Source organism: Bradyrhizobium embrapense (genome assembly GCF_001189235.2).
GTDB lineage: Bacteria > Pseudomonadota > Alphaproteobacteria > Rhizobiales > Xanthobacteraceae > Bradyrhizobium > Bradyrhizobium embrapense.
The window spans coordinates 269,353-286,803 of sequence record NZ_LFIP02000008.1; the positions used below are offsets into that span (position 1 = coordinate 269,353).

General features: G+C 64.7%; 15 protein-coding genes. 9 read left to right on the forward strand and 6 right to left on the reverse strand.

The features are described 5' to 3' along the window. Positions 1-3: 3 nt before the first annotated feature. The 3 genes from AKN83_RS29710 (at position 4) to AKN83_RS29720 (ending at position 3,319) form a co-directional block, all read left to right on the forward strand. On the forward strand, positions 4-1,197 hold the full coding sequence (locus tag AKN83_RS29710; RefSeq protein WP_050404573.1) for a dihydrodipicolinate synthase family protein: 1,194 nt from the start codon (positions 4-6) through the stop codon (positions 1,195-1,197). Next, entirely contained in the window at positions 1,197-2,060 is an 864-nt protein-coding gene (locus tag AKN83_RS29715) for a sugar phosphate isomerase/epimerase family protein (protein ID WP_050404572.1), read from the forward strand. The genes AKN83_RS29710 and AKN83_RS29715 overlap by 1 nt, the downstream gene beginning before the upstream one ends. Positions 2,061-2,173: 113 nt before the next feature. After that, entirely contained in the window at positions 2,174-3,319 is a 1,146-nt protein-coding gene (locus tag AKN83_RS29720; protein ID WP_050404571.1) for an alpha-hydroxy acid oxidase, read from the forward strand. 18 nt (positions 3,320-3,337) lie between these two features. On the opposite strand, the gene rocD is transcribed toward AKN83_RS29720, so the two are convergent. The 3 genes from rocD to AKN83_RS29735 all read right to left on the reverse strand — a co-directional run bounded on the left by rocD (position 3,338) and on the right by AKN83_RS29735 (position 6,580). After that, on the reverse strand, positions 3,338-4,552 hold the full coding sequence (rocD, locus tag AKN83_RS29725; protein ID WP_050404570.1) for an ornithine--oxo-acid transaminase: 1,215 nt from the start codon (positions 4,550-4,552) through the stop codon (positions 3,338-3,340). 122 nt (positions 4,553-4,674) lie between these two features. Further along, on the reverse strand, positions 4,675-5,352 hold the full coding sequence (locus AKN83_RS29730) for a potassium channel family protein (protein ID WP_050404610.1): 678 nt from the start codon (positions 5,350-5,352) through the stop codon (positions 4,675-4,677). Positions 5,353-5,356: 4 nt separating this feature from the next. After that, the gene (locus AKN83_RS29735) at positions 5,357-6,580 is read right to left on the reverse strand and encodes a cytochrome P450 (RefSeq protein WP_050404569.1); all 1,224 of its coding nucleotides are present in this window, start codon (positions 6,578-6,580) and stop codon (positions 5,357-5,359) included. 208 nt (positions 6,581-6,788) lie between these two features. Between AKN83_RS29735 and AKN83_RS29740 the strand changes: the two genes are divergently transcribed. The 6 genes from AKN83_RS29740 to cnbZ all read left to right on the forward strand — a co-directional run bounded on the left by AKN83_RS29740 (position 6,789) and on the right by cnbZ (position 13,904). Further along, the gene (locus AKN83_RS29740; protein WP_050404568.1) at positions 6,789-7,322 is read left to right on the forward strand and encodes a thiamine pyrophosphate-binding protein; all 534 of its coding nucleotides are present in this window, start codon (positions 6,789-6,791) and stop codon (positions 7,320-7,322) included. Then, the gene (locus AKN83_RS29745; protein WP_050404567.1) at positions 7,319-7,909 is read left to right on the forward strand and encodes a thiamine pyrophosphate-dependent enzyme; all 591 of its coding nucleotides are present in this window, start codon (positions 7,319-7,321) and stop codon (positions 7,907-7,909) included. The genes AKN83_RS29740 and AKN83_RS29745 overlap by 4 nt, the downstream gene beginning before the upstream one ends. 64 nt (positions 7,910-7,973) lie before the next feature. Continuing rightward, positions 7,974-8,675, forward strand: a complete 702-nt coding sequence (locus AKN83_RS29750; RefSeq protein WP_050404566.1) for a TetR/AcrR family transcriptional regulator — start codon at positions 7,974-7,976, stop codon at positions 8,673-8,675. A gap of 1 nt (position 8,676) precedes the next feature. Next, positions 8,677-9,870: an efflux RND transporter periplasmic adaptor subunit gene (locus tag AKN83_RS29755; RefSeq protein ID WP_050404565.1), complete on the forward strand. Its 1,194-nt coding sequence runs from the start codon at positions 8,677-8,679 to the stop codon at positions 9,868-9,870. A gap of 83 nt (positions 9,871-9,953) precedes the next feature. Beyond that, entirely contained in the window at positions 9,954-13,055 is a 3,102-nt protein-coding gene (locus AKN83_RS29760) for a multidrug efflux RND transporter permease subunit (RefSeq protein ID WP_050404564.1), read from the forward strand. Positions 13,056-13,160: 105 nt separating this feature from the next. Continuing rightward, entirely contained in the window at positions 13,161-13,904 is a 744-nt protein-coding gene (cnbZ, locus tag AKN83_RS29765; protein WP_063695590.1) for a 2-amino-5-chloromuconate deaminase CnbZ, read from the forward strand. A gap of 164 nt (positions 13,905-14,068) precedes the next feature. Here the strand turns inward: cnbZ and AKN83_RS29770 are convergent, their stop codons facing one another. Genes AKN83_RS29770 through AKN83_RS29780 form a run of 3 tightly spaced genes read right to left on the reverse strand, consistent with a single transcriptional unit; the run spans position 14,069 to position 17,448 of the window. Further along, positions 14,069-14,959: an ABC transporter permease gene (locus tag AKN83_RS29770; RefSeq protein ID WP_050404563.1), complete on the reverse strand. Its 891-nt coding sequence runs from the start codon at positions 14,957-14,959 to the stop codon at positions 14,069-14,071. Between the two features lie 4 nt (positions 14,960-14,963). Then, entirely contained in the window at positions 14,964-15,905 is a 942-nt protein-coding gene (locus AKN83_RS29775) for an ABC transporter permease (protein ID WP_050404562.1), read from the reverse strand. Between the two features lie 31 nt (positions 15,906-15,936). After that, the gene (locus tag AKN83_RS29780) at positions 15,937-17,448 is read right to left on the reverse strand and encodes an ABC transporter substrate-binding protein (protein WP_050404561.1); all 1,512 of its coding nucleotides are present in this window, start codon (positions 17,446-17,448) and stop codon (positions 15,937-15,939) included. Positions 17,449-17,451 lie beyond the last annotated feature (3 nt).

The window sequence follows — 17,451 nt, forward strand, 5'->3', positions numbered from 1 at the left end:
GTCATGAACAAGCCGGTCCTGCCGATGTCGTCGCTGTCGCTGAAGCTGCCGACCGCTGGCGGCAGCCTCGAAACCTATCGCCTGGCGGCGTCGCGGAGCTTTCCGGCAAAGCTCGAGGGCGCGCTCAATCGCGTCGCGTTCTCCGCCGCCCATGTGGTCGCCGATCCGCGTGCCGATATCGATCCCTGGCTGGCGGCCGCGATCGACTGGGACCGGACAATCGCGTTCCGCGAGCATGTCTGGGATCTCGGCCTCGGCGTCGCCGAGGCGATGGACACCGCGCAGCGCGGCATGGGCCTCGATTGGCCGACCTCGCTCGAACTGATCCGGCGCTCGGTGAAGGCGGCGAAGGCCAGAGGCAACGCGTTGGTGTTCTCGGGCGCCGGCACCGATCATCTCGCGGTCGAGGACGCGAAGTCGATCGACGACGTGATCCGTGCTTATGAGGAGCAGATCGCGGCGGTGGAGAAAGCCGGCGGGCGCATCATCCTGATGGCCTCGCGCGCGCTGGCAAAGCTCGGTAGGAATGCGGAGGATTACGCCAAGGTCTATGGCCGCGTGCTGTCGCAGGTCCGCGAGCCCGTGATCATCCATTGGCTCGGCGACATGTTCGATCCGGCGCTCTCAGGCTACTGGGGCACGGCCGATCTCGACAAGGCGATGGACACCGCGGTCGTGATCATCAACGCCAATGCGGCCAAGGTCGATGGCGTCAAGGTCTCGCTGCTCGACAAGCAGCGCGAGATCGACATGCGACGGCGGCTCGATCCGCGCGTGAAAATGTACACCGGCGACGATTTCAACTATGCGGAGCTGATCGCCGGCGACGACAAGGGTTTCTCGCATGCGCTGCTCGGCATCTTCGACGCGATCGCGCCGGCAGCGTCCTATGCGCTGTCGCGGCTGGCTGCGGGCGACGCGGCCGGCTTCCACGACGTGCTGGGCCCGACGGTGCCGCTGTCGCGCCACATCTTCAAGGCGCCGACCCGCTTCTACAAGACAGGCATCGTGTTCATGGCTTATCTCAACGGGCATCAGGATCATTTCACGATGGTCGGCGGGCAGGAGAGCGCGCGCTCGACCGTTCATCTCGCCGAGCTGTTCCGGCTCGCCGACCAGGCCGGGCTGCTCGCCAATCCGGAGCTGGCGACGCAGCGGATGAAGACCGTGCTCGCGACGCGGGGCATCGACGCCTGATGCGCGACTTCTCCAACGACCATCGCTGGCTGTCGCTGAACACGGCGACGGTCCGCAAGCAGGGCGATCTCCTCGCCATCATCGATGCCTGTGCGCGTCACGGCATCCGCGCCATCGATCCCTGGCGCGACCAGGTCGCCGCCGTCGGCCTCGAGCGCGCCGCGCGTGCGGTGCAGGACGCCGGGCTCGACCTGTCAGGCTATTGCCGCGGTGGCATGTTCACGGCTGACAGCGCGCATCGCAGCGAGGCGCGCGACGACAACCGCCGTGCGGTCGACGAGGCGGCAGCGCTCGGCGCGTCCTGCATCGTGCTGGTGGTCGGCGGCCTGCCGCAATATTCGCGGCCGGGCAGCGCAGCGTCCAAGGACATCGCGGCGGCGCGCGATCAGGTGCATGACGGCATTGCCGAGCTGCTGGACTATGCGAAGCAGGCAAAGCTGCCGCTTGCGATCGAGCCGTTGCATCCGGCCTATGCCGCCGACCGCGCCTGCGTGAACACCACGAAACACGCGCTCGACATCTGCGACGCGCTCGATCCCGGCCGCACCGGCGCGATCGGAGTTGCGCTTGATGTCTATCACATCTGGTGGGATCCCGAGCTCAAGAGCCAGATCGCCCGCGCAGGCAAGGATCGCCTGCTCGCGTTCCATGTCTGCGACTGGCTGGTGCCGACCAAAGACATCCTCAACGATCGCGGCATGATGGGTGACGGCGTGATCGATATCAAATCGGTGCGCGCGATGGTCGAGGCGCAGGGTTTTGCGGGCTATTCTGAGGTCGAGATCTTCTCGAATGACTGGTGGGGCCGGCCGCTGGATGAGGTGCTGCAGACCTGCATCGAGCGGCATCGGACGGTGGTTTGATCCGACGGCAGGTTCGGTGGACAAGGCGAAGTGTGCCCGGTATTCCGGATGCGGTGGGTATGAACGGCGCTAAGGGCCGTTGAACCCCGCGGTCCGGACCTTCGGAGCACGACATGCGTTTGAGCGATTGCCACAATTTCCACGACTTCCGCGAGCTGGCGAGGCGGCGGCTTCCGGGGCCGATCTTCAACTATATCGACGGCGGGGCGGACGACGAGGCGACGCTTCGGCAGAACACCGCGAGCTTCGAGCGTTGCGATCTGGTGCCGAATATCCTGCGCGGCGTCGAGAACGTCGATCTCTCGGTCACCGTGATGGGCCAGAAGCTGGCAGCGCCGTTCTATTGTTCGCCGACCGCGCTGCAGCGCCTGTTTCATCATCAGGGCGAGCGGGCCGTCGCTGCCGCCGCGGCGAAATACGGCACGATGTTCGGTGTGTCCTCGCTTGGCACCGTGAGCCTGGAGGAATTGCGCAAGGCCTATGCGACGCCGCAGGTCTATCAGTTCTATTTCCACCGGGACCGCGGCCTGAACACGGCGATGATGCAGCGCGCTAAGCAGGCCGGTGTCGACGTGATGATGCTGACGGTCGACAGCATCACCGGCGGCAACCGCGAGCGCGATTTGAGGACCGGGTTCTCGATTCCGTTCCGGCTCACGCTCGGCGGCATGCTGCAATTCGCCATCAAGCCAGCCTGGGCCATCAATTACGTCACGCATGAGAGTTTCAAGCTGCCGCAGCTCGATGAGCATGTCGATATGGGCAGCGGCACCATGTCGATCGGGCGCTATTTCACCGAAATGCTCGATCCGGCGATGACATGGGACGACGTCTCGCAAATGGTCCGGCAGTGGAATGGCCAGTTCTGCCTGAAGGGCGTGATGTCGGTCGATGATGCCAAGCGCGCGGTCGAGATCGGCTGCACCGGCATCATCCTGTCCAATCACGGCGGCCGACAGCTCGATGGCTCCCGGGCGGCGTTCGATCAGCTGGCCGAGATCGTCGATGCCGTGGGCGACCGGATCGACGTGATGATGGACGGCGGCATCAAGCGTGGCAGCCACGTGCTGAAGGCGCTGTCGCTGGGCGCCAAGGCCGTCGGGCTCGGACGATTCTATCTTTATCCGCTGGCATCGGCCGGCCAGGCCGGAGTCGAGCGGGCGCTTGGTCTGTTGCAGGCGGAGCTGGTGCGGGACATGCGGCTGATGGGATGCTCCTCGATCAGCCAGCTCTCCCGTGCAAACCTGCGGTTCAGATAGCCGCCCATTATCCCGCCATCACGAAAGGTCCTGCGTCAACGCGGCGCCGATCTGCTCCAGCGCCCAATCGACCTGATCGGGCGTAATCACCAGCGGCGGGGCGATCCGGATGGTGTGGTCATGGGTGTCCTTGGCGAGGATGCCCTTCCCGCGCAGCACCTCGCAGTAGCGGCGCGCAGGACCGGCTTCGGGCCGAAGCTCGACCGCGAGCATCAGCCCGCGTCCGCGCACTTCGCGAACCGTGTTGGCACGAATGCTCCGCAATCCCTCGAGGAAGCGCGCGCCTTGGGCGGTCGCGTTCTCGATCATGCCTTCGTCGACCAGCACGCGCAGCGCCGCGCGCGCGATCGCGCAGGCGAGCGGATTGCCGCCGAAGGTCGAGCCGTGCTGGCCGGGCTTCAGCGTGCCGAGCACCTCGTTGTTCGAGAGCACTGCGGAGACCGGATAGAAGCCGCCGGACAGCGCCTTGCCGAGCAGCGTGACGTCGGCCTCGATGCCTTCGTGCTGTTCCGCCAGCAGCTTGCCGGTGCGCCCGAGCCCGGTCTGGATCTCGTCGAGGACCAGCATGATGTTGTTGCGGGTGCAGAGCGCGCGGACTTCGGCGAAATAGCCGGCGGGCGGAATGATGACGCCGGCCTCGCCCTGGATCGGCTCGACCAGGAAGGCGACGGTATTCGGCGTGATCGCATCTTCCAGCGCCCTGGCGTCGCCGAACGGAATGATCCTGAAGCCCGGCGCGAACGGACCGAAATGCTTGCGGGTATCAGGGTCGGTGCTGAAACCGACGATCGCAAGCGTGCGCCCATGGAAATTGTCGGCGCAGACGATGATCTCGGCCTGGTCGTCAGGCACGCCCTTGACCTCGTAGCCCCATTTGCGCACCGACTTGATGGCGCTCTCCACCGCCTCTGCGCCGCTGTTCATCGGCAGCACCTTGTGCGATCCGGTCAACTCGGCGAGTTCCTCGTAGAACGGGGCGAGCTGGTCGTTGTGGAAGGCTCGCGAGGTCAGCGTCAGCCGGCCGGCCTGCTCGACCATGGCGGCGAGGATCTTTGGATGGCAATGACCCTGATTGACCGCCGAATAGGCCGACAGGCAATCGAGGTAGCGTTTGCCGTCGGTATCCCAAACCCAGACGCCTTCGCCGCGCGACAGCACGACGCCGAGCGGCGCGTAGTTCTGGGCGCCGAACCGCGCTTCCCTTGCGATGAAATCGGAGACTGGCGGACGCATGCTTCGTCACTCCAGTTGGGCCGGCACGATGGGTGCCGCCCTGCATATTATCACTGATTTGGGTATCGGCCCGCGCGGCTTAAAGGATTGCTGTGGACCAAATTCGGTCCATTCTGTTCGTGCTACGAATCCTGATCGCGGTGCGCGAGTTCGAGCGTGACGAGCCGGGCGAGCAGCGTCGCCGGATAGAGCTGGCCGAAGATCGCCTCGACATTGCAGAGGCTGCGCGCAATCGGATGCAGCGGCGCGACGTCGCCATAGCCCGTCGTTGTGAGCGTGGCGAAGGAGAAATAGATCAGCTGGCTCGCGAGCGATGGCCGGTCCTCGACCTTCATGCCGGCAAACGCATCCGGCACCAGCGTGCCGATGAAGGTGTAGAGCGCCGCGAAGATCACCGCCACCGTAAGATACAGCAGCACCGCGCCGATCACGCGGTGATAGGTGACGCGTCCCGGCGCGAAGGTCGCGCGCGCGACCGTCACCGCCATCGTGATGCCGACCAGCAGCCACGAGGCGGCGAACAGATTGAGATCGAGGATCGAGGGCGAGCGCAGCCGCAGGATTGCGCCGGTCACGATCATCGCGAGCGCGACCAGCATCGTGACGACGGCAATGGCGCTGCCCGACATCACGAATACGCCGCCGACCAGGAAGATGGCGAGCAACAGCTCGAACACCTGGAACTCGAACAGGCCGAGCGCCTGCAGCGGCGCCACCACGAACATCATGACCAGCAGAAGCACGGTGAGCACCGTCAGCAGCGAATCGCCCCAGCGCTCGCGCAATTGCTCTGTCGTCATCGAATCAAGCACCGCGCCGGCATGGCACGCTGAGGAAGCCGCGGAAGCGCACCCGGCCGCCGCGCACCGGCTCGCCGTCGAGCACATAGTTGGGGAAGCGCTTGAGGAAGCGCGAGATTGCGATGGCGCCTTCGAGGCGCGCCAGCGCCATGCCGGCGCATTGATGCGCGCCTGTGCCGAAGGCGAGGTGGCGGTTCGGCGTGCGCGCGACGTCGAAGTCTTCAGGGTTGGGGAACTGTGCGGGGTCGCGGTTGGCGGCGCCGATGCACAGCGTCACCAGCGTGCCGGGCGGCAGCTTGATGCCGCCGAGCTCGGTCTCCTCCACGATCATCCGGTTGCCGAGCTGGTTCGAGCTCTCGTAGCGCAGCATCTCCTCGACCGCGGTCTTGATCAGCTCGGGCTGCGCGATCAGCCGCTGCTTCTGCTCGGGATATTGGGTGAGCGTCACCAGCCCGTTGCCGATCAGGTTGGTCGTGGTCTCGTGCCCGGCGTTGAGCAGGAAGATGCAATTGTGCAGCAATTCCTTCGCGGTCAGCCGCTCGCCATTGTCCTCACCCTGGATCAACCGCGTCAACACGTCGCGTTCGGGATTGCCCGGCTTGGCGCGGCGGCGTTCGACCAGGGTTTCGAGATAGGCGAGGAAATCCTTCACCGCATCATTGCCGCGGTCGAACGCGTCCTTGCCGATCACCGGCTCCAGCGCGCCCAGGATCGCCAGCGACCAGTCGCGCAGCGGCTCGCGCTCGTCGTGCGGCACGTCGAGCAAATTGCCGATCACCTCGACCGGGATTGCGGAGGCGAAGTCGCCGATCAGCTCGAAGCGGTCGCGGGTCTCGATCCGGTCGAGCAGGCTGTCGACCAGCGCGATCAGGTCCGGCTCCATGCCGGCGATCGCCCGCGGCGACAAGGCACCCATGATCAACCGCCGCACGCGGGTGTGCGCCGGCGGGTCATTGAAGACGAGGCTGGTCGTGTGATGCTCGTAGAGCAGCGAGTTACCGTATTTCGGCAGGAACTCCTTCTTCTTGTCGGAGGAGAACGTCCTGGTGTTCTTGTAGGCGGCGATCAGGTCGTCGTAGCGGGTGAGAAAATAGCAGCCGTTCGGCAGCCGCTTGACGGGCGCGTGTTCGCGCAGCGCGCGATAGGTCGGGTAGGGGTCGGCGTAGAAGTCAGCCGTCAGCTTTTCCAGGTCGAAGCGGTCAGCCAGCTCTCGCGCGTGCCCGTTCATGGCGGATATCCAGCCCTTTATTAGTTTCATTTGCAACTATCGTAAGCTGCGGGCAAGGGCCGCGCAACACAATTTGCAGGATCGGGAGCAGCGCGCCGTGCGCCGCGCGATGCGAGGAAATCGCAGAGCCATATGCGGTTTTGCGCTTTGATGAAGCTTGCGCGCGCCTCTACAGTCGCGACCAAACAACAGAGAGCCGGAAACGCCGATGCACGCCCGAGCCGAGTCCGCGGCCTCTTGGCCCGAGGAGATTTTTTCGATTTTGCAGCGCTTCGAGGTGCGTCAGGTGCCCTATGTGCCGGACGCCGGGCATTCCGAACTGATCGAGCGCGTACTGGGATCGTCTTCGATGCGCGGCATTGCGCTAACCACCGAGGAGGAGGGCGTGGCGCTGCTCGCAGGCGCCTGGGCCGGCGGCCAGCGCGGCGTGCTGCTGATGCAGTCGAGCGGGGTCGGCAATTGCATCAATATGCTGTCGCTGGTGCAGATCTTCCGCCTGCCGTTCCTCACCCTGGTGACGATGCGCGGCGAGTGGGGCGAGTTCAACCCCTGGCAGGTGCCGATGGGCTCGAACACCCAAGGCATTCTCGAATTGGCGGGGATCAAGGTGCTGCGCGCCTCGCGTCCGGACGAGGTGCGCGAGGTCGTCGAGGCCGGCGCGGCGCAAGCCTACAACGCCTGCACGCCAACCGCCGTGCTGCTGTCGCAGCGTCTGATCGGGGCAAAGGTCTTCACCAAATGAGCAAAGCCAATCTCCTCGACCGCCGCGCGGTGGTTTCCGAACTGCTCAGGGATCGCAAGGGCGCCTTCGCCGTCGGCGGCCTCGGCGCATCGACCTATGACATCGCCGCCGCCGGCGACCACGACCGCAACTTCTATCTCTGGGGCGGCATGGGCGGCGCCGTGATGATCGGGCTCGGCCTCGCACTGGCCCAGCCGACGCTGCCGGTCGTCGTGATCACGGGTGACGGCGAGATGCTCATGGGCATGGGAAGCCTTGCGACCGTCGCGCTGCAGCAGCCGAAAAACCTCTCGATGATCGTGCTCGACAACGAGGCCTATGGCGAGACCGGCGGCCAGGCCAGCCATACCGGCGGAACCGCCGATCTCGCGGGTGTTGCCAAAGCCTGCGGAATCGCCGATAGCCGCGCGATCAGCACGATGGCCGAGGTCGAGGCTTTTGCGTCGTCTTTGCAAGATGTTACGACCGGACCACGGTTTGCCAGCGCGAAGATCGATGGGACCAATCTGGAGCGCGTGCTGTCCAGCCGCGACGGCACCTACATCGTCAACCGCATCAGAGGGTCGATCGGCCACACTCCAATTTAAAGTAGCTCTCGCGGTGCAATAGAACCTTGACTTTTGGTAAAGTGAGTGATTACTCACGACCCAAATGTCGACCTTACGCATGACGAGTGACTTGCGGCGTCAGTTGATCCTGAGCGCCGCAAAGCGGTGTTTCGCCCGCAACGGCTTTGCCGGCACCACGACCAAGAGCGTGGCGGCCGCGGCTGCCATTTCAGAAGGGCTGCTGTTCAAGCACTTCCCATCGAAGGCGGCTCTCTACGCCGAGATTCTTGCCGAGGAGTGCGAGGCGGATCCCGATCTCGTGCATCTGCTCGGCCAGGAGCCGTCGACTGCGACGCTGGTTGAACTGGTGCAGGGCATGGTCGGCCACTTCATGCAGTTGCGCGACGCGCCGGACCAAGAAGAGGCGCAGCGGATGCGGCTGATGGTGACGAGCCATCTCGACGATGGCGAGTTTGCGCGCCTGCTCTACGACAAGGTCGGCAAGCTGATCGGCCCGACCTTCGCTGCCTCGCTCGAGCGCGCGATCGCCGCCGGCGAGGCGACGCGGATCGGCGACGAGCCGCTCAACCTGTTCTGGTTTGCGCACCATACCGTGCTTATGGGCGCGCTGACGCAGCTGCCTGCGACACCATGTCTCCCCTATGGCGATGCCGCTGCGGCCGAGCGGCAGCTCTGCCAGTTCATTCTTCGCGGCATCGGACTTACCGAAGCCGCAATTTCAACTCATTTGGGCCGCCAGCCGTCGCCGAGCGCAGGACCGTCGGTAACTGCAGAAAGTGCATGACATGAATATTCAGACCGAAAGCCACATCTCGGGGCAACCGATCAAGGAGAAGCAGGCCAAGCGTCCCGTCCGTCTGGTGCGCTGGTTCATCATCGTGGGATTGTTGCTGGCCCTGCTGGTCGGCGCGCTGGTCGGCTTCAACGCCTTCCGCAGCCACATGATCGCGCAGTTCTTCGCCAACAATAAGCCGCCGCCGTCGAACGTCTCGGTCGCCGAGGCGAAGACCGAGGTGATTCCGAACCTCTTGACCGCTGTCGGCGATCTCGTCGCGGTGCATCAGGTCAACGTCACCAGCGACGTGTCGGGGCGTATTACCGAGATCCTGTTCACGGCGGGCAGCCATGTGAAGGCGGGAACGCCGCTGGTCCAGCTGTTCGATGCTCCGGAGCAGGGCGACCTTGCCAACTACAAGGCGCAGGCGACCGTGGGCGAATTGCAACTCGATCGTGCCAAGCAACTCGCGTCGCGCCAGTTCGGTCCGCAGTCGACCGTCGACACGGCGCAGGCCGCTTACGACCAGGCCAAGGCGGGCATCGCCAAGACCGAAGCCCTGATCTCGCAGAAGCTGGTGCGTGCACCGTTCGAGGGCGATCTCGGCGTGCGCCAGGTCGAAGTCGGCCAGTATCTGACGGCCGGCACGCAGATCGTGTCGCTGACCGACCTGTCGGTGCTGTATGCGAACCTGACCGTGACCGAGAAGCAGAGCTCGCAGATCAAGGTCGGCCAGCTCGTGCGGGTCGCAGTCGACGCCTATCCGGGGCGCACCTTCGAGGGCAAGATCACGACCGTCGAGCCGCAGATCGCGACCGAGACCCGCAACATCCGGGTGCAGGCCACGATCCAGAATCCGGACAGCATCCTCAAGCCCGGCATGTTCGCGACCACCACGATCGTGATGCCCGAGAAGCCACCCGTCGTGACCATTCCCGAAACCGCGGTTGACTACACGCTGTACGGCGACTCGGTGTTCCTGATCACGGAGAAGAAGGGCGACGACGGCAAGACCACGCTGACCGCCGAGCGCACCTTCGTGAAGACCGGCAATCGTGTGCAGGGCCGCGTCGAGATCCTCAAGGGCCTGAAGGCCGGGGACAAGGTCGTGGCCGTCGGCCAGATCAAGCTGCAATCGGGCATGCCTGTCGAGATCTCGAAAGATCCGGCGCCGCCGGTTCCGGCCGAGCCGCCGCGCTACTGATCTTCACAATCTGAACTCGGAGGGCCGGTTGGCCCTCCGCCACATGTTGCCGCAACCGGCAGACAACACGAATCGAGTTGGCGATGGCCTTCACTGATATTTTCATCAAGCGCCCGGTGCTGTCGGTCGTCGTCAGCTTGCTGATCCTGTTGATCGGCTTGCGCGCGGCGATGGTGCTGCCGATCCGGCAATATCCGAACCTGTCGAATACCGTCGTGACGATCACGACGTCGTATCCCGGCGCGTCGCCGGAGCTGATCAACGGCTTCATCACCACGCCGATCGAGCAGGCGGTCGCGTCGGCCGAAGGCGTCGACTACATGACGTCGAATTCGGTGCTCGGCACCTCGACGATCCAGGTCTACGTCAAGCTCAATCACGATCCGAACCAGGCACTCACCGAAGTCCTCGCCAAGGTCAATTCGGTCAAATATCTGATCCCGAAGGAAGCCTTCGATCCGGTCGTGACCAAGGCGACCGGTGACACCATCGCCGTGATGTATCTCGGCTTCTCCAGCGAGGAGCTGACCGGATCGGCGATCTCGGACTATCTGACCCGCGTCGTGCAGCCGGTGCTCTCGACGGTCGACGGCGTCGCATCGGCCGACATCCTCGGCGGCCAGACCTTCGCGATGCGCGTCTGGCTCGACCCGACCCGGATGGCCGGACGCGGCGTGTCGCCGAACGACGTTGCGGCCGCGATCGCAGCCAATAACTTCCAGGCGGCCGCCGGCCAGACCAAGGGCTTCTTCATCGTCTCCAACGTCTCGGCCAATACCGACCTGCAGAACATCGATCAGTTCAAGCGAATGATCGTGAAGGCGAAGGACGGCGGCTTCGTGCGCATCGAGGACATCGCGACGGTGGAGCTCGCGGCGCAGTCGACCGACGCCAGCGTCGCCTTCAACGGCGAGCATGCGATCTTCATCGGCATCAAGGCGACGCCGCAGGGCAACCCGCTGACCCTGGTGAAGGGCGTCCGCGCGCTGTTCCCGGACCTCGAGCGCAACCTGCCGCCGTCGATGAAGATGAAGGTGGCCTACGACTCCACCAAGTTCATCCAATCGTCGATCGACGAGGTCGAGAAGACGCTCACCGAAGCGGTCCTGATCGTGGTCGTCGTCATCTTCCTGTTCCTGGCCTCGCTGCGCTCGGTGATCATCCCTGTCGTCACCATTCCGCTGTCGCTGGTCGGCGTCTGCATCCTGATGCTGGCCGCAGGCTTCAGCTTCAACCTGCTGACGCTGCTGGCGATGGTGCTGGCGATCGGTCTCGTGGTCGACGACGCCATCGTGGTGGTGGAGAACATCCATCGACATCTCGAGGAGGGCCTGCCACCGGTGCAGGCATCGCTGAAAGGTGCGCGCGAAATCGTCGGTCCGGTCATCTCGATGACGATCACGCTCGCCGCGGTGTACGCGCCGATCGGCTTCCTCGGCGGCGTCACCGGCACGCTGTTCCGCGAATTCGCCTTCACGCTGGCCGGCTCGGTGATCGTGTCGGGCGTGATCGCACTGACGCTGTCGCCGATGATGTGCTCGGTGTTCCTCAAGAGCGCTGAAGAGGGCCGTTTCGCCAAGCTGGTCAATCGCGTGTTCGGCGCGGTGACGCGTGCCTATGGCCGCCAGCTCGACCGTTCGCTCGACTACCGCCCGATCACGGCCCTGTTCGCCGTGACCATCCTGGGCCTGGTCGGCTTCCTCTACATGCACATCCAGAAGGAGCTGGCGCCGCAGGAGGACCAGGGCATCGTGTTCGCGGTGACCAAGGCGCCGAAATACGCCAACATCGACTACATCGATTTCTACGGCGACAAGATGGACAAGGAGTTCCAGAAGTTTCCCGAAACCGACCTGCGGTTCATCCTGAACGGCATCACCGGTCCGCAGGGCGGCTTCGCCGGCATGCTGCTCAAGCCGTGGGATGAGCGCAAGCGCTCGGCCCAGACGCTGCAGCCGCTGGTGCAGGCCGAGCTGTCGAAGATCGAGGGCGTCAGCGCGTTCGCGTTCAGCCTGCCGCCGTTGCCCGGCGGCCCCGGCGGTCTTCCGGTGCAGATGGTGATCTCTTCGACCGCCGGCTTCCAGCAGGTGTTCGACCAGATGAACAAGCTGAAGGAAGCCGCGCGCAAGAGCGGCCTGTTCATCGTCACCGACAGCGACCTCGACTTCAACCAGCCGGTGGTCCGCGTGAAGGTCGATCGCTCCAAGGCGAGCGACCTCGGCATCACCATGCAGTCGATCGGCGGCGCGCTGGCGACGCTGCTCGGCGGCAACTACGTCAACCGCTTCAACCTGGAAGGACGCTCCTATCAGGTGATCCCGCAGGTGCCGCGCGCCGCCCGCCTCGCGCCGGAATCGTTCGACAACTATTATGTGCCGACCGCGACCGGGCAGCTGGTGCGGCTGTCGACCGTGGTTTCGGTCGAGACCGGCGTCGATCCGAACGCGCTGACCCACTACAACCAGCTCAACTCGTCGACCTTCCAGGCCGTGCCGATGCCCGGCGTCTCGATGGGCCAGGCGGTCGAGTTCCTGCAGGGTGAAGCCAAGAAGCTGCCGTCCGGCTTCAGCTACGACTTCCTCGCCGACTCCCGGCAGTACGTCCATGAAGGCAACCAGCTGCTGGTCACCTTCGCGTTCGCCATCATCATCATCTTCCTGGTGCTGGCGGCGCAGTTCGAGAGCCTGCGCGATCCGTTCGTGATCATGATCTCGGTGCCGATGGCGATCGTCGGTGCCCTGATCCCGCTGTTCTTCGGCGTTGCCACCATGAACATCTACACCCAGGTGGGCCTCTTGACGCTGGTCGGACTGATCACCAAGCACGGCATCCTGATGGTGGAGTTCGCCAACGAACTGCAGCTCAACGAGGGACTGGACCGCCGTTCGGCGATCGAGATGTCGGCCCGGATTCGCCTGCGTCCGATCCTGATGACGACGGCGGCCATGGTCACCGGCCTGCTGCCGCTGCTCACGGCCTCGGGCGCCGGAGCGGCGAGCCGCTTCTCGATCGGACTCGTCGTCGTCACCGGCATGACGATCGGCACGCTGTTCACCCTGTTCGTGCTGCCGATGGTCTACACCGTGATCGCGACCGACCACCAGGCCGCCGCCCGTTCGGACCGCGCCAAGCAGATCGCCGACTACGAGCTCGAAGGCCGCGGCGGCGCCTTGAAACCGACCTGAGCCCTCCAAGCTCATGCTCGCAGGGAAGGCGGCACTGGCGAAAGCCACTGCCGCCTTTTCTTCGTCTCGTGCTAGCCTCGCCGCAAAGATTGGGAGGAAGCAGGCATGGCGAGCGAATTTGCGGCGGGCAATTACCGGTTCATTCCGGCCGTGTTCCAATATTCAAGCGGTGCGCAGGCCAACGCTGGGTATGAGATCGAGCGGGTGCGCTTCGATCGCCTGGTGCCGCTTGCGGCAGGCTTTGCGCGGATTGCGGCCTACATCAAGGACGCCGGCCGGCCGCTGACCTCGTTCTGTGCCTGCGAGCTGCGTTCGCCGGCAGCCTTCACCGAGGACGGCTTCCGCGCCTTCAACCAGCACTATGTCAAGACGCTCGCCGAATGGGGCCTGTTCGACGGTACTATCAATCCGGTGGCGCGCAGCAATGTCTGTCCCGAGATCGATCCGCCGGCCGAGCCGTCGTTCCACGCGTTCTCGTTCACGCGGCCGAGCACGAGCACGTCACCGTCCTTCGTGATCGCCGGCGGCGCCGAGGCACGCAGCGGCACGGCGAGCTACCCCGACCGCATCGTCTGCTATCGCGATCTCAGCCCCGGCGCGTGGCGCGAGAAGGTCCGCTTCACTGCCAGTGAGATGGAGCGCCGCCTTGCCGAATTCAGCTTCGGCTGGCAGGACACGACCGCGGTGCAGGCCTACACCGTGCACGACATCCATCCCGTGCTCGCCGACGAACTGGTCCGCCGCGGCGCCACACGCTCGGGCCTGACTTGGCACTTCTGCCGGCCGCCGGTGATCGATCTCGAATACGAGATGGATTGCAGGAGGGTGCTGCGCGAGGTGGTGGTTTAAGTCGAGAGGCAGTTGATTTTGCCGGTCCCGTCATCCTCAGGGACGAGGGGAGCGAGCCTCGAAGGATGCACGGCCCGGCTGGTGGCCGCCGACCCTTCGAAACGCGCGTTCCGCGCTCCTCAGGGTGACGGGGAGAGGATAGGCGCTCGCTGTGGTACGACCCACTACCGCGCCTTCGGATCGAGCGCGTCGCGCAGACCGTCGCCGACGAGGTTGAACGACAGCACGACCAGGAAGATCGCGAGCCCCGGCCAGATCGCCATCCATGGCGCGCTGGTCAGGAAACGTTGCGCGGCGTTGAGCATGCTGCCCCAGGACGGCGCCGGCGGCTGCTGGCCGAGGCCGAGGAAGGACAGCGCGGCTTCGGCGATGATCGCGGCAGCGATCGACAGCGTGGCCTGCACCAGCAGCGCCGGCAGGATGTTGGGCAGGATGTGGACCAGCGCGATGCGCCAGCGCGGATTGCCCATGGCGCGCGCCGCCTCGACATAATCCTCGACCTTGACGCTCATCACCTGGCCGCGGGTCAGGCGGATGAAAATGGGTGTCGCCGAGACGCCGATCGCGATCATGGCGTTGCTGAGACTTGGGCCCAGGAACGCGGCGAGCGCAATCGCCAGGATCAGGAACGGGCAGGCCAGCATGGCATCGGTGATGCGGCTGATCAGCGCGTCGATGAAGCCGCCGCGATAGCCGGCGACGAGGCCGAGCGGCACGCCGATCGCAAGCGCGATGCCGACCGAGATGACGCCGGCGAGCAGCGAGGCGCGGGCGCCGAACACGACGCGCGCGAGCACGTCGCGGCCGAGCTCGTCGGTACCGAACCAGTGCTGCATCGACGGCGCCTTGCGCACCAGCGACCAGCTCGTCGCGACCGGATCGTAGGGCACGATCAGCGGCGCGAAGACGGCAAGCAGAACAAAGAGCGCGATCACGGCAAGGCCGAGCACGGCGCCCTTGCGCCGGATCAGCCGCCGCAAGGCGCGCCGTGCCGGGCTCTCCAGCGTCTCGGCGGCGGTAAGCGAAGCTTGTGTCCTGAATACGGCGTCGGTCATCCGGTCAGCCCCTCAGCCGAGGGTTGACCAGGATGTAGGCGATGTCGGCGATCAGATTGAGCGTGATGTAGATCGTCGCCGTCGTCAGCACCACGCCCTGCACCACCGCATAGTCGCGGTTGAATACGGCGTCGACGATCAGCTTGCCGAAGCCCGGGATCGAGAAGATCTGCTCGGTGAGAACCGCACCCGACAGCAGCGTGCCGAGCTCGAGCGCACCGAGCGTGATGATCGGCGTCAGCGCATTGCGCATCGCATGCTTGAGGATCACCGTGCGCTCGGACAGCCCCTTGGCGCGTGCGGTGCGGACATAGTCGCTCTCCAGCACCTGCAGCATCGCGCTTCGTGTGTGCCGCATCAGGACCGCTGCGATCGCATTGCCGAGCACGAAGGCGGGCATCACGGACGCGGCGAGGCTGGCGCGCCAGTTTTCGGTGAGCGGCACATAGCCGGAGGCCGGCAGCCAGCCAAGTTCGACGGAGAACAGGAAGATCAGCATGATGCCGAGCCAGAAATTCGGCGTCGAGATACCCCACAGCGCGAACAAATTGGCGCCGTAATCCCAAGCGGTGCCTTTCTTCACCGCCGAGATGATGCCAGCGGGGATGCCGATCAGGAAGGCGACCACGATCGCCATGCCGGCGATCTGCATCGTAACCGGCAGCTTCTGCGCGATCAGGCTCGACACCGGCATCTTGTTGCGCAGGGACTCGCCGAGGTCGCCCGTCAGCACGCCCTTGACCCAATAGGCATATTGCACCGGGATCGGTTGATCGAGGTGATATTGCTGGCGGATCTGTTCGATGACGGCCGGATCGCGCTCCTCGCCGGCCATCACGAGTGCCGGATCGCCGGGCAGCAGATGTTGCAGCGAGAAGATCAGCAGCGAGACGAAGAACAGCGTCGGGACCAGCTGAACCAGCCGCTTGGCGAGGAAGTTCAGCATGGTCGGTCTCGCATGCGCTGCGCTGTGGCGATCATTTCAGTTTCAGCCCGACCACGCGCACCAATCCATCCGGCATCTGCCGGTATCCCTCGACCTTGGTGGAGTGCGCGATCAGGAGCGTGCGGTGATAGAGATAGATGATCGGCTCGTCATTGAGCACGATCCTGGTCATCTTCTCGTAGATCGCCTTGCGCTGGGCGGGATCGTTGATCAGCCGCGCATCTTCCATCAGCTTGTCGGCTTCCGGGTTGGAGTAGCCGCCATCGTTCTGCGGCGCCCTGGTGTGCAGGAAGACGTAGGAATTGCCGTCAGGATCGATGCGGCCGCTCCAGTTGATCTGGAACACCTGGAATTCGCCCGCCTGGGCCTGCTTGAACGTCGTCGCAAATTCGACCACGCGGATCTTGATGTCGAAGCCCGCTTCGGCCGCCATCGACTGCACGACCTGGGCCACGGCTTCGTTCTCGGCCCCTTTAGGGACCATGTAGTCGATGGCGACCGGCAGGGTGACGCCGGCCTCCTTGAGCAGCGCCTTGGCCTTGGCAAGGTCGCGTCCCCGAACCGGAAATGTCTTCTGATAGTAAGGATGCGTCGGGCTGACCCACTGATTGCCCGGCGTGAACTCGCCGTTGAAGACGACCTGGTTGAGTGCCTCGCGATCGATCGAGAGATCGAGCGCCTGCCGCACCTTCTCCGACTGGCTGAGCGGCCCCTTGCTCTTGTCGTTGGCGATGTTGATGGTGAGGCCGAGATAGCCGAGTTCAGGTGCCGTCGACAGCACCAGCCGCTTGTCGGCGCGGACGTCCTTGATATCGGTGGCGAGCACGCGCTCGATCAGGTCGAGCCCGCCGGATTTCAGATTGGCGAGCCGCACCGTGGCATCGACGATCGGAAGGAACACGATGCGATCGATGAAGACGTTATCCTTGTTCCAGTAGTCGGCGAATTTCTCGAACACCATGCGGTCCTGCTGCACGCGTTCGACGAATTTGTAGGGTCCGGCGCAGACCGGATGCAGCCCGAATTTGTCGCCCGCCTCCTTCACCGCCTTCGGCGAGACCATCATGCCGGCGCGGTCGGTCAACTGGGCGATCAGCGGCGAGTAGGGCGTCTTGAGCACCAGCTTGATGGTCAGGGGATCGACGACGTCGACATGGTCGAGCGCCGCCAATTCCGGTTTGCGAAACGAGGCCGGCAGTGTCAGATGACGCTCCAGCGAGAATTTGGCGGCCTCGGCGTCGAATGGTTCGCCGTCGTGGAACTTGACGCCCGGCCGGAGCTTGATCGTCATCTCCTTGCCGTCGGCCGAGTTCTCGTAGGATAGCGCGAGCTGCGGAACGATGTTCAGCTTCTCGTCAATGTCGAACAGCTTGTCGCAGAACGCCGAAAACACGATGCGCCCGACATAGGTGCGCCCGATCGAAGGATCGAGAATGTCGGGGTCCTCGGCGATCCCGATGCGAAGCGTCGTCTCGGCACGCGCACTCGCTCCGCACCAGGTCACGAGGGCCGCCATCAGGACCGCCAAGCGCCAAAATCTCATCGC

What these genes read in the sequence shown, in the direction of transcription:
- AKN83_RS29710 (WP_050404573.1), top strand. Translation starts at nt 4, where the DNA reads ATGAACAAGCCGGTCCTGCCGATGTCGTCGCTGTCGCTGAAGCTGCCG.
- AKN83_RS29715 (WP_050404572.1), top strand. Translation starts at nt 1,197, where the DNA reads ATGCGCGACTTCTCCAACGACCATCGCTGGCTGTCGCTGAACACGGCG.
- AKN83_RS29720 (WP_050404571.1), top strand. Translation starts at nt 2,174, where the DNA reads ATGCGTTTGAGCGATTGCCACAATTTCCACGACTTCCGCGAGCTGGCG.
- rocD (WP_050404570.1), bottom strand. Translation starts at nt 4,552, where the DNA reads ATGCGTCCGCCAGTCTCCGATTTCATCGCAAGGGAAGCGCGGTTCGGC.
- AKN83_RS29730 (WP_050404610.1), bottom strand. Translation starts at nt 5,352, where the DNA reads ATGACGACAGAGCAATTGCGCGAGCGCTGGGGCGATTCGCTGCTGACG.
- AKN83_RS29735 (WP_050404569.1), bottom strand. Translation starts at nt 6,580, where the DNA reads ATGAACGGGCACGCGCGAGAGCTGGCTGACCGCTTCGACCTGGAAAAG.
- AKN83_RS29740 (WP_050404568.1), top strand. Translation starts at nt 6,789, where the DNA reads ATGCACGCCCGAGCCGAGTCCGCGGCCTCTTGGCCCGAGGAGATTTTT.
- AKN83_RS29745 (WP_050404567.1), top strand. Translation starts at nt 7,319, where the DNA reads ATGAGCAAAGCCAATCTCCTCGACCGCCGCGCGGTGGTTTCCGAACTG.
- AKN83_RS29750 (WP_050404566.1), top strand. Translation starts at nt 7,974, where the DNA reads ATGTCGACCTTACGCATGACGAGTGACTTGCGGCGTCAGTTGATCCTG.
- AKN83_RS29755 (WP_050404565.1), top strand. Translation starts at nt 8,677, where the DNA reads ATGAATATTCAGACCGAAAGCCACATCTCGGGGCAACCGATCAAGGAG.
- AKN83_RS29760 (WP_050404564.1), top strand. Translation starts at nt 9,954, where the DNA reads ATGGCCTTCACTGATATTTTCATCAAGCGCCCGGTGCTGTCGGTCGTC.
- cnbZ (WP_063695590.1), top strand. Translation starts at nt 13,161, where the DNA reads ATGGCGAGCGAATTTGCGGCGGGCAATTACCGGTTCATTCCGGCCGTG.
- AKN83_RS29770 (WP_050404563.1), bottom strand. Translation starts at nt 14,959, where the DNA reads ATGACCGACGCCGTATTCAGGACACAAGCTTCGCTTACCGCCGCCGAG.
- AKN83_RS29775 (WP_050404562.1), bottom strand. Translation starts at nt 15,905, where the DNA reads ATGCTGAACTTCCTCGCCAAGCGGCTGGTTCAGCTGGTCCCGACGCTG.
- AKN83_RS29780 (WP_050404561.1), bottom strand. Translation starts at nt 17,448, where the DNA reads ATGAGATTTTGGCGCTTGGCGGTCCTGATGGCGGCCCTCGTGACCTGG.